Origin of the sequence: Methylomarinum sp. Ch1-1 (assembly GCF_030717995.2) — a bacterium.
Taxonomy (GTDB): domain Bacteria; phylum Pseudomonadota; class Gammaproteobacteria; order Methylococcales; family Methylomonadaceae; genus Methylomarinum; species Methylomarinum roseum.
Window position 1 is genome coordinate 580460 of record NZ_CP157743.1, and the last position, 11937, is coordinate 592396.

Genomic DNA, 11937 nt, shown 5'->3' on the forward strand with positions numbered 1-11937 from the left:
GAAAGGTTTTTTGAAACTTATCCTTGGCAATTACTAGTTGCTGATCAGTTAATCGATTCATAAGTCTGATAAAGGCATCTTTTCAATGGATTGCACAAACAAAGCCTGCTCTTTTGTCATCTTTTTCGGGTTAACGACCAGCACGTCTATCTTTTCTTCGCATAGTTTAAAAAAATCTCGAGCGATTTTTCTGGATAGATTGAACGGAGGCTGTTGAGAAAAAATCAATAAATCGATATCTCCCCCCCGTTTTGTATCATCGACTCGTGAGCCAAATAAAAAAGCCTGATCAACATTCGTGAGATTTTCCAGTGCTTTTTTCAAAGCCTTTTTTTGAATTTTATCGAGCCTCATCAAACTTGGACCTCGTCCGCCAAACTTACGCGTATTTCTCCGCCAATGCCTGAATAAACCGACCCAATTCCGCTTGCGGCAAATGGTTGATCCCGGCCGCGGCCTTACGCCCGCCCCCCGTTGCAAATAATGAGCACAATTCGTCGGCGCCGGTTTTGTTGGTTAACGGCGCCCTGACGCTGACCAGGAAACCGCCCTTATCATTATGACTTATTACCGCATGAGCGCGTTCCGGCTTTTGATTGGCCAGGTGATTGCCGAAAACGCCGCTGACCCGTCTGGCCCAACTGGCATCGGGAAGAATATAGACGGCAACCTGCTCGTTATGAAATTCGGGCGATATTTTCGCGGCCTCAGCCATGTCGGCGGCATAGCCGTCCAGCAATTGTTGATGGATTCCGGCATTTTCCCGGATGAAGTCGAACGGCGAGGCGAAAGGGCAAAGCTCGTTGTATAGCCGGTCCGGGGCGAAATGCAAATCGTCGAGACTGCTGCCGTAACTATTGTAGTTGATGCAAATCCCCAGATCCTTCAATTGCTCGATTTCATCGCTCGATAAGTCTAAAGCGGAAGCGGCCTTCAGCGCGCTGTCATGCAGATTATCGCCAAATGCAGCGGCGACCGCCCAGGCCTGATATTTCCCCTTTAAATATCGATTAACCAGCAAGCTGGTGCAGGTCGCGGCATCGGTATCGATGATGGTCTGCAAACCTGGATGATGTGGAATTTCGCCAGATTGGTGATGATCGACATAGAAAACGCCGGCGCCGCGCGCCAGAATTTGCTCCAGATAAGGACGGTTTTTCGCCAGCGAAATATCGAGCACGGTCACCCGGTCGCCGTCATTCACCTCGACCCGTTTCAGCAGCTCTATATCCCTTTTGACGCCGGTAACCAACTGGGTCTGAGCTGGCCTGTCCAAGCGCAATTGCACCAGGGCGCAAATGCCGTCGGCGTCGCCGTTAAAAACATCGATTTCCATCTGATCCGTATTTAATCATCACTTTGCAAAGGGGTAATCCTAAACTAACATCTAAAATATTGCTAATTTATGTCTGGCTTTCATTCTTTCCTGGGTCCAGTGAAGCTTTTCGCGCCGGGGGCGGCGCTCCTACCGGGTAACGGCTCGCCCCAGTTATCGAACGCGGCAGGGCCGATTTTTGCTCCTGCATTGCTCTACTACATGCCATCCTTGGCATTATGGCAAAATCGGCATTTCCGCCATCCATGGCCCATGGCGGTCAGCATGTAGGGTGGATAAGCCTGAAGGGCGCATCCACCAAAAGATGCCGACCCGGTGGATGCGCTCCGCTTATCCACCCTACGAATGGGGTAATTGCAAAACAGCTAGCTTTCTAGGCCCCGCCTTCAGACTGATTTGCGCTAACACCACGATCTTGCAGATCTTGAACTATCGCCTCGGCGACATCGACGATGAAACCATGCTGCTCATAAGCGGTTTGCAACGCATCGGCCAAGATTGCCATGTCTTCAATATACTTAAGCAGGCCGGGGTTTGTAACCCCGGCCTGAATCTTTCAATCCTATGCCAAGCTAAAAACCAAAACGTTCGGGGCGGATTGAATAACCCGCCCCGCCCAGGACTGCTTGGCGTATGGTTTTTTGTTGCGGCTCGGATAATCGCATATTCGTTTTACCTTGACGTCAAGTCTCGTTAAAAGCTGGAAATTGTATCAGATTGTAGCCCGGATGCAGCGTAGCGGAATCCGGGATTCGTGGCCTCGTTGACCCGCATTTCGCATGGCTACATGCGGGCTACTGGCTCGAAAAAGGCCATTCGGCCCGAGGGCGGGCCTCCTACCCTTAAGCAGGCCAGGGTTTGTAACCCCGGCCTGAATCTTTCAATCCTATGCCAAGCTAAAAACCAAAACGTTCGGGGCGGATTGAATAACCCGCCCCGCCCAGGACTGCTTGGCGTATGGTTTTTTGTTGCGGCTCGGATAAACGCATATTCGTTTTACCTTGACGTCAAGTCTCGTTAAAAGCTGGAAATTGTATCAGATTGTAGCCCGGATGCAGCGTAGCGGAATCCGGGATTCGCGGCCTCGTTGACCCGCATTTCGCATAGCTACATGCGGGCTACTGGCTAAAAACCAAAACGTTCGGAGCGGGTTGAATAACCCGCCCCGCCCAGAGGGCCTTTTACCGGTATATAAACGACGAGCGAAAGCGCGGTATGATACTGTTTACAAGCAAATCAACGCCACTGAAAAACTTCAGGAGTAACACCATGATCCCAGTCATCTTATCCGGCGGCTCCGGCACCCGTTTATGGCCCCTGTCCCGCAGCCAGCATCCCAAACAGTTTTTGCCGTTAGTCTCCCACAACACCATGCTGCAGGAAACCGTGCTGAGGCTGCATGGTCTGGACAATATGAAAGCGCCGATCGGGGTCTGCAATGAAGATCACCGCTTCATGATGGCGGAACAACTGCGAGAAATCGGCGCCAATCCTTCGGCGATCATCCTGGAGCCGGTCGGAAAAAACACCGCGCCGGCGGTTGCCCTGGCGGCATTGTCCGCCGAATCCGCCGACGAGGTGTTGCTGATCTTGCCCGCCGACCATGTCATTGCCAATGTGCAGGCCTTTCAGGCGGCGGTGGATAAAGCCAATCACCTGGCTCAACAAGGCCATCTGGTGACCTTCGGCATCGTGCCGACCGCAGCGGAAACCGGTTACGGTTACATCAAGGCCGGCGATAGCCATAGCGAAGGCAGTTTTCAGGTCGCGGCATTCGTCGAGAAGCCTGACCAGGCTACCGCACAGAGCTATGTCGACAGCGGCGATTTCTATTGGAACAGCGGCATGTTCGCCTTCACCGCCGGCCGCTACCTACAAGAACTGGAGAAATTTCAACCGGCAATGCTGAGCGCCTGCAAAGAGGCTTTGGCCGGTGCGCAACAGGACATCGATTTCGTCCGCCTGGATGCAGAAGCCTTTGGCCGCTGTCCGGCCGACTCGATCGATTATGCGGTAATGGAAAAAACCGACCAGGCCGTCGTGATCCCCTTGGCCGCCGACTGGAACGATGTCGGGTCATGGTCGGCGCTGTGGGATGTGACGCGCAAGGACGAGCATGGCAACGCCATCAGCGGCGATGTGTTGACGCTGGATACTGAAGATTCCTTCCTGCATTCCGGCAGCAAACTGATCGCCAGCGTCGGGGTCAGCAACCTGATCGTGGTCGATACCGATGATGCGGTGATGATCGCATCCAAAGACCGGGTGCAGGACGTTAAAAAAATTGTCGATCAGCTAAAAGAGCTAAATCGCTGCGAAGCCGATATCCATCGCAAGGTCTATCGTCCCTGGGGTTACTATCATTTGATCGATAATGGCGAACGCTTCCAGGCCAAACGCATCGTCGTCAAACCGGGTGCGAAGCTGTCGTTGCAAAAGCATCATCACCGCGCGGAACATTGGATTGTCGTCAAGGGGACGGCGCAGGTCACCAAGGGCGAGCAAAGCATGTTGTTGACCGAGAATGAGTCGACCTATATCCCCCTGGGCACGACCCATTGCCTGGCTAATCCGGGCGTGATCCCGCTGGAAATGGTGGAAGTGCAATCAGGCAGCTATCTGGGTGAAGACGATATCATTCGTTTCGATGACAGTTATGGCAGAACCTAGAGCCCAGAGTAAGCGGCCAAGGAGTACGGCAAACCGTACTCCCGCCTCCGTTAATTGGTTTTTCAGTTATTGAGCGGCCGCATCGGAAAAAAGAATATCCTGTTCATTTTTCTGCAGTGTTTTATCGCCGATGCCTTTGACATTGCCCACGTCTTGTAAAGATTCGAATGCCCCGTTTTCCGATCGGTATTGCACAATCGCCTCGGCTTTTTTCTGTCCGACGCCGGACAAGGATTGAGCGATGGTATCGGCATCCGCGCTATTGATATTGATCGGCTGGGCGTATGCATTGAAGGAACATAAGGCTAAAACAATCAGTAATTTTTTCATCGACTTATTCCTCATTCGAAGAGTTGGTGAAGTGAACAGACAGCGGATCGCCGACCAAAAGCCACTGAACTTGCTCGTTATCGATTGTAAGGTTTTCATTCACAATTGCAAGACATGGCTTGGAATTTACATTTATCGACAAAATATTTTCGCATTATACCGACGCAAGAAATTGATTTTAAAAAACATTATTTTTATTAGCTCTTCGGCATACATGCTGATTTCGAAAAAAATGGCAGGCATTAGCTGCATCGAGACCTGGTTCTGGTGCGCTTCCTATCGTCAGCATTTTGGCGGATCCGCAGGGCTTGATCCGCCCTACCATACCATTAGCCTCATTGCCTTTCTATGCATAGGTGGAACAAGCTGCGCGGTTCCACCTTATCGACGGCAATGGCGCATCGGGGCGCGTTGCCGCCTTTTGGTGGACTTGGTGCGCTTCCTGTCGTCAGCACACCCTACTTTTTCAGGTTGCGACAAGTGTCGGCAAGCTGTATTGTTCAGCTTTATTCATTGTTACTGAGCATGTTAACTCATTCATGACCGATCAAAACACAAAACGCTTGATCCTGGTCGACGGTTCGTCTTTTCTGTTCCGCGCCTATCATGCGATTCCGCCGTTAACGAATCCGGCCGGGGAACCGACCAACGCCATCTACGGCGTCGCCAACATGCTGCGCAAGCTGATGGCGGATCATCAAAGCGAATATTTCACCGTGGTGTTCGACGCGCCCGGCAAAACCTTCCGCCACGAACTTTATGATCAGTACAAGGCTCATCGCCCGCCGATGCCGGATGATTTACGGGTGCAGATCGAGCCGCTGCATAATCTGATCCGGACGATGGGGCTGCCGCTGATTATCGAACCCGATGTCGAGGCCGATGACGTCCTCGGCGCGCTGGCGCAACAGGCGGAAAAGCTAGGATTCGAAGTGATCATCTCCACCGGCGACAAGGATATGGCGCAGCTGGTCAACGAACACATCACACTGGAAAACACGATGTCCAACAGCCGCATGGATGTCCAAGGCGTGATCGAAAAATTCGGCGTCAGACCCGATCAGATCATCGACTATCTGGCCCTGGTCGGCGACTCGGTCGACAACATTCCCGGCATCCCCAAGGTCGGTCCGAAAACAGCGGCCAAGTGGTTGTGCGAATACGACAACCTGGACAACCTGATCGCCCACGCCGACCAGATCAAGGGCAAAATCGGCGAAAATCTGCGCAACAACCTGGAGCAACTGCGCCTGTCGCGCGAGCTGACGACGATCAAATGCGATATTCCGATTTCCTATCATATCGACGAGCTCACCTGCCGCCAACCGGATCTCGCCGAATTGAAGCGGCAGATTAGCGAACTCGGCTTTTCCTCATGGCTGCGCATGCTGGAGGACACCGGCGGCGAAGCGAACGAACCCGCCCCGCAAGCCAGCGAAATCGAAACCGATTACCAAACCCTGCTCACCGAACAGCAATTATCGCAGTGGCTGGCTAAGCTGGAGAAGGCCGAACTGTTCGCCTTCGATACCGAAACCACCAGCCTCAACTACAGCAACGCCGAAATCGTCGGCGTGTCCTTCGCGGTCGAGCCCGGCGAGGCGGCTTATTTGCCGCTGGCGCATGATTATCCCGATGCGCCCGAGCAGCTGGATAGAGAGGCGACGCTGGACAGACTGAAACCCTTATTGGAAAATCCGGACAAAGCCAAGCTCGGACAAAATCTGAAATACGACGCCAACGTGCTGGCCAATCACGGCATCGAACTGCAAGGCATCGAACACGACACGATGCTGGAGTCCTATGTATTGAACAGCACCGCCACCAAACACAACATGGACGATCTGGCCAAGGAATATCTGGGCCTGGAAACCATCCATTACGAGGACGTCGCCGGCAAGGGCGCCAAGCAGATTTCGTTTCAGGAGGTGGCGCTGGAACAGGCCACGCCTTACGCCGCCGAAGACGCCGACATCACGCTGAGACTGCATCGGACCCTCAGCGACAAACTGCATCAGCAACCCAGCCTGGAAAAGCTTTATCGCGACATCGAAATACCGCTGGTGCCGGTGCTGTCGCGGATGGAACGCAACGGCGTGTTGATCGACAGCGACATGCTGGCTAAACAGAGCATGGAGCTGGCCAATCAGATTGCCGCGATCGAACAGCACGCTCATGAACTGGCCGGCCAAACCTTCAACCTCGGCTCTCCGAAACAGATACAGGAAATCCTCTACGACAAGCTGGAACTGCCGGTGCTGAAAAAGACCCCGAAGGGCCAGCCGTCGACCAATGAATCGGTGCTGCAGGAACTGGCCGCCGATTATCCGCTGCCGCAACTGCTGCTGGACTTTCGCGGCATGAGCAAGCTGAAATCGACCTATACCGACAAACTGCCGCAGCAAATAAACCCCAGAACGGGACGCGTGCACACCTCCTATCATCAGGCCGTCGCCGCCACCGGCCGTCTGTCGTCATCGGACCCCAATCTGCAGAATATTCCGATCCGCAGCGAGGCGGGCCGCAAGATCCGCCAGGCCTTTATCGCCCCGGAAGGCTATCGGGTGGTTGCGGCCGACTATTCGCAGATCGAGCTGCGCATCATGGCGCATTTGTCCGGCGATGAAGGTCTTTTGAACGCCTTTTCCGATGGCGTCGACATACACAGCGCCACCGCAGCCGAGGTGTTCGGCGTCGATATCGACCAGGTGACGACGGAACTGCGCCGTTCCGCCAAGGCCATCAACTTCGGCCTGATTTACGGCATGTCCGCGTTCGGCCTGGGTCAGCAATTGGGCATGGGCCGGAATCAGGCGCAATCCTATATCGACCTGTATTTCGAGCGTTATCCCGGCGTCAAACATTACATGGACTCGATACGCGAACAGGCCAAGCAGCAGGGCTATGTGGAAACCCTGTTCGGCCGCCGCCTGTATCTGCCGGAAATCAATTCCCGCAACGGCGCGCGCCGGCAATACGCCGAACGCACCGCGATCAATGCGCCGATGCAGGGCAGCGCCGCCGACATCATCAAACGGGCGATGATCGCCACCGACCGCTGGCTTTTGCAAAGCGATAGCGATATAAAGATGGTCATGCAGGTGCATGACGAACTGGTGTTTGAAATCGCCGAACAACAGTTGCAGGATAGCATCGAAAAAATCCGCGAGCTGATGAGTTCGGCGGCGCAACTGGACGTGCCGTTAATTGTCGATATCGGCAGCGGCGACAACTGGGACGAAGCGCATTAAGGCTTCGCGTTTATCCTGAGGTTTCTTGAGCAGGCTGGGGTTTGTAACCCCGGCCTGAATCTTTCAAGCCTATGCCAAAATTAAAAACCAAAACGTTCGGGGCGGGTTGAATAACCCGCCCCGCCCAGGAAATTTAGGTGCTGGGGGCTTGACGGCAGCATCCTTGCTGCCGACCTGAGCAGGCTGGGGTTTGTAACCCCGGCCTGAATCTTTCAAGCCTATGCCAAAATTAAAAACCAAAACGTTCGGGGCGGGTTGAATAACCCGCCCCGCCCAGGAAGTTTGCAACTCCGTCCGCAAACTGAGCAGGCCGGGGTTTGTAACCCCGGCCTGAATCTTTCAAGCCTATGCCAAAATTAAAAACCAAAACGTTCGGGACGGGTTGAATAACCCGCCCCGCCCAATCCTTGCTGCCGACATCCTCGCCAAACACACCCCATGCCCTTTTTGAACGCCAAACTGATGAATTACTGAAAGCAAACGCAAGGGAGCGGATTACGCTACAATCTCATGTAACATAGCGCGATTGCTCCGGACGCACCGTTTACGCTATATAGACACCTAATCACAAGATAACCATCATGCATATCGACGAACTCGTCACCTTGGTTGAAAAAATGCCCGCGTTTCCGAACAGCGTGCAGCGTGTCGTCGAACTGGCATCGGACATCAATTCGTCCGGTAAAGACATCGTCGTCGTCATCGAAAGCGATCCGGTCATGACGGTCAAGATTTTGAAGGCCATTAACTCGCCCTTTTACGGCCTGCCGCGAAAAATCAATTCGATACAGCGAGCGGTGGTTCATATCGGCATAAACACGATTAAAAACATGGCTCTCAGCGTCGCCGCGATCGGCGTATTGAAACCGCACAATAAAGCCGGCTTCGACACCGGTAAATTTTTGCTGCATTCCTTGATGACTGCCGCGATCTGCAAAAAACTGGGCGAAACAATGGGCGTGCCGCAAAACGAATTAAGCGATTATTATGTCGCCGGCCTGCTGCATGACTTCGGCAAGGTCGTGTTTGCCGAGTTCAAGGCGGAAGCCTTCAAGCAGTCCTTGCAAAAGAGCGCCGAACAACAGCTGCCGCTGCACCACTGCGAAAACGAATTCATCGGCATCGATCACAGTCAGGCCGGCGCGCTGCTGGCGGAAAAATGGGCCTTCGACGCCAGCCTGGTCGAGGCGATCAATCATCACCACACCCCGCCTCAAAGCAGCCTGCTGACGCAATGCCTGTTTGTCGCCAACCAAGTCAGCAAACAACTCGGAATCGGCGATGCCGGCAATCCGATTGTCGAAGCATTTCCCGAAGCAGTCAGCGCCCATTTCGGCATGGACTTGAACGAAGTGATTGAGTCTCTGGGAGATTTGTCTACACTTAAATCCGAGGCCTTATCCTTCATACACTGACAACGGCATGCGATGAAATTAATTTTCCGGGGCGTCAGAGGCTCCATACCGACCCCGGGTCCCGGCACCGTCAAATACGGCGGCAACACGACCTGCATAGAAATCAGAACCGCCTCAAACGAGCTGATCATCCTGGACGCCGGCACCGGCATACATGCCCTGGCCCAGCGGCTTAATCCCCGGGAAACGGTGAACGCCCATATTTTCATCACCCACACTCACTGGGATCATATCCAGGGTCTGCCTTTCTTCATGCCCATCTTCATGCCGAATAACCTGATCAATATCTACGGCGGCATCGACCCGGTCACCAACGAAGGCATACAGCGTTCGATGGGCGTGCAATTGCAATATAGTTTCTTTCCGATCCGCGAAGCCGAATTGAAGGCAAAACTGAATTACCACACCTTGCTGCCCGGCAAGACGGTGTCGGTGGGCGAGGCCCGCATCACCCCCACGCTGCTCAACCATCCTGTGTTAAATTTCGGCTATCGCATCGATTGCGACGGCCAGTCGCTGTTTTTTACCGGCGATTACGAGCCGGTTTATAACATCTACAGCCCGGAAGACCCCGATCATGACGAATATCAGAGCTATGTCGAGGCCAAATTGGCCGAAGTGGCCCAGGCGATGAGCGACGTCGACGCGCTGATCGTCGACGCCTCCTATACCGACGAGGAATATCGCTCTAAACAGGGCTGGGGTCACGGCACCTATCGTTCCGCCCTGAGCATGGCCGCCCAAGCCCATGCCAAAAAATTATTTTTGACCCATCATGACCCCTGCCGCAGCGACCGGCAATTGGACCGGATTCATCAGCAGCTGCAACAGGAAAACCGCGATGCGCCGTTCGACATCTTGATGGCCCGCGAAGGCATCGAATATACGCTTTAGATCGTCGGCAGAGCAACTTCCTAACCCGTCCTGAACGATTCAACCGTGCCTAAAGCCAGCTGAATGTTAGGAGCGGGTTAAACAACCCGCCCCGCATGTATTGAATGCTTTTAGCCGATCCGCTGGGCGTGATCCACCTCACGGATACGAGTAGGGTGTGCTGACGATAGGAAGCGCACCGGTTTTTGATGCGCTTAACGCGGTTCAGCGCATCTCTGAGCAGGCCGAAGTTTGTAACTTCGGCCTGAATCTTTCAATCCTATGCCAATAAAATCAAAACGTTCGGGGCGGGTTGAATAACCCGCCCCGCATGTACCGGATTCATCAGCAGCTGCAACAGGAAAACCGCGATGCGCCGTTCGACATCTTGATGGCCCGCGAAGGCATCGAATATATGCTTTAGATCGTCGGCAGAGCAACTTCCTAACCCTCAAATTGAAACCACTGATCGAGGATTTGGTGGATGTCATCGATGCCGGTCCTCTTTAACGAGGAAAACAATTGCAGCGTAATGACGATGCTGACCTGACTCAATTCCCGCTGCACCTTTAATAAGGTGTTTTTCGCCGCGCCGAATTTCAATTTGTCGGCCTTGGTCAGCAGGATATGCAATGGCAGGCCGGCGTGCTCGCACCAACGGATCATTTGCCAGTCGAAATCGGTCAACGGATGGCGCACATCCATCACCAGCACGATGCCGCATAAGGCCTTGCGCTCTTGCAGATAGGTCTCCATCATTTGCTGCCATTGTTTTTTCACCGCCACCGGCACCTTGGCATAACCGTAGCCGGGAAGGTCGACGAATTTGCGTTCCGAATCTATCTCGAAGAAATTCAATAATTGGGTGCGGCCCGGCGTTTTACTGATGCGCGCCAGCGAACTCTGTCCCGTCAGCGTGTTGATGGCGCTGGATTTGCCGGCATTGGAACGCCCGGCAAAGGCGATTTCCAGCCCCTGATCGACCGGCGCGTTGCTGAGTTTGGTGGCGCTGCCGATAAACCGGGCCTGTTGATAAACTGGATTCATCGTAATCTCGCGTCAAGAAAGTAAATGGAGTAGAATTTAGCCCATTATATCGTCCGGAGCCCGCTAACGGCCCATAATATTGACTACTTATTCCTAATAAGGGGAAGCTGATGATCAAAAAACTGCTGACTGTTTCAATCTCTCTTGCATTAACCGGCATAAGCGCTGTCGTTCATGCCGAAGGCAATGCTCAAGAAGGTAAAACACAGGCCGCTTCATGCGCCGGATGCCACGGTGAAGACGGAAACAGCATGGCCCCCACCTTTCCGAAACTGGCCGGTCAGCATGAATCCTACCTGATCAAACAATTGCTGGCTTTCAAGGCGGGCGCTCGCAATGCGCCGATGATGGCGCCTCTAGCGATGGGGCTCAACGAAAAAGCGATCGAAAATATCGCCGCCTATTATTCCGAACAATCGATCAGCGCCAATCAGCCGCCGGTGCTGGAAACGGACGACGATGAAGACGAGAACGAGCTGGATCAGGCCGAACAAGAAGCCGCCGCGGAAAAAAGACAAAGCGAACTCGACGAACTGATGGCGCTGGGCAGCGACCTGTACCGCAACGGCGACCTGGAACGGGAAGTCTCCGCCTGCATCGCCTGTCACGGTCCTTACGGCGAAGGCAACAAACCGGCCGTCTTCCCGGCGCTGCGTTCCCAGCATGCCGATTATCTGATCAAGTCGCTGAGCGACTATAAGAAAGGGGAGCGACAGAACAACCCCGACAACATGATGCACATGATCGCCAAGAAGATGACCGATAAACAAATCAAGGCGGTTTCCTACCATATCTCGATGATGAAATAATCCGCTCCCCGATACTCTCAGCAATTCCCAGTTTGTGCGTTTTAGCGGTATTTAGGGCCTGGGTGTGTCTGTCGAGGAACGCCGTTCACCCAGCACCTAAATTCCATGGCTACTGGACTATATTTTACATTCCAGGATAATTTAGGTGCTGGGGGCTTGACGGCGGCATCCCTGCCGCCGACATCCTCGCCAAACACACCCCAAGC

Annotated in this window: 10 protein-coding genes; 5 read left to right on the top strand and 5 right to left on the bottom strand. The window is 53.7% G+C overall.

From position 1 onward, the window contains the following. Positions 1–57: 57 nt before the first annotated feature. The 3 genes from Q9L42_RS03065 to Q9L42_RS03075 all read right to left on the bottom strand — a co-directional run bounded on the left by Q9L42_RS03065 (position 58) and on the right by Q9L42_RS03075 (position 1841). On the bottom strand, positions 58–354 hold the full coding sequence (locus Q9L42_RS03065; RefSeq protein WP_349431869.1) for a nucleotidyltransferase domain-containing protein: 297 nt from the start codon (positions 352–354) through the stop codon (positions 58–60). 25 nt (positions 355–379) lie between these two features. Continuing rightward, positions 380–1336: a DHH family phosphoesterase gene (locus tag Q9L42_RS03070; RefSeq protein WP_305909898.1), complete on the bottom strand. Its 957-nt coding sequence runs from the start codon at positions 1334–1336 to the stop codon at positions 380–382. 373 nt (positions 1337–1709) lie between these two features. Continuing rightward, a complete protein-coding gene (locus tag Q9L42_RS03075; protein ID WP_305909897.1) occupies positions 1710–1841 on the bottom strand; it encodes a hypothetical protein in 132 nt (43 codons plus the stop codon). A gap of 764 nt (positions 1842–2605) precedes the next feature. Here Q9L42_RS03075 and Q9L42_RS03080 point away from each other — a divergent pair. Beyond that, positions 2606–4006 carry a mannose-1-phosphate guanylyltransferase/mannose-6-phosphate isomerase gene (locus Q9L42_RS03080; RefSeq protein ID WP_305909896.1) on the top strand — a complete coding sequence of 467 codons (1401 nt, stop codon included), beginning with the start codon at positions 2606–2608 and terminating at the stop codon, positions 4004–4006. A 66-nt stretch (positions 4007–4072) separates the two neighbouring features. On the opposite strand, the gene Q9L42_RS03085 is transcribed toward Q9L42_RS03080, so the two are convergent. Then, positions 4073–4336, bottom strand: a complete 264-nt coding sequence (locus tag Q9L42_RS03085; RefSeq protein WP_305909895.1) for a ComEA family DNA-binding protein — start codon at positions 4334–4336, stop codon at positions 4073–4075. A gap of 539 nt (positions 4337–4875) precedes the next feature. On the opposite strand from Q9L42_RS03085, the gene polA reads away from it, so the two are divergent. The 3 genes from polA to Q9L42_RS03100 all read left to right on the top strand — a co-directional run bounded on the left by polA (position 4876) and on the right by Q9L42_RS03100 (position 9896). After that, positions 4876–7587 carry a DNA polymerase I gene (polA, locus tag Q9L42_RS03090; protein WP_305909893.1) on the top strand — a complete coding sequence of 904 codons (2712 nt, stop codon included), beginning with the start codon at positions 4876–4878 and terminating at the stop codon, positions 7585–7587. A 581-nt stretch (positions 7588–8168) separates the two neighbouring features. Next, positions 8169–9002, top strand: coding sequence for an HDOD domain-containing protein (locus tag Q9L42_RS03095; RefSeq protein WP_305909891.1), 834 nt, complete (start codon positions 8169–8171; stop codon positions 9000–9002). A gap of 12 nt (positions 9003–9014) precedes the next feature. Further along, positions 9015–9896 carry an MBL fold metallo-hydrolase gene (locus Q9L42_RS03100; RefSeq protein ID WP_305909890.1) on the top strand — a complete coding sequence of 294 codons (882 nt, stop codon included), beginning with the start codon at positions 9015–9017 and terminating at the stop codon, positions 9894–9896. A 423-nt stretch (positions 9897–10319) separates the two neighbouring features. Here Q9L42_RS03100 and yihA read toward each other — a convergent pair whose 3' ends face one another. Beyond that, positions 10320–10922 carry a ribosome biogenesis GTP-binding protein YihA/YsxC gene (yihA, locus tag Q9L42_RS03105; RefSeq protein ID WP_305909889.1) on the bottom strand — a complete coding sequence of 201 codons (603 nt, stop codon included), beginning with the start codon at positions 10920–10922 and terminating at the stop codon, positions 10320–10322. A 110-nt stretch (positions 10923–11032) separates the two neighbouring features. On the opposite strand from yihA, the gene Q9L42_RS03110 reads away from it, so the two are divergent. Further along, a complete protein-coding gene (locus tag Q9L42_RS03110) occupies positions 11033–11731 on the top strand; it encodes a c-type cytochrome (protein WP_305909888.1) in 699 nt (232 codons plus the stop codon). The last annotated feature ends 206 nt before the right edge of the window (positions 11732–11937 follow it).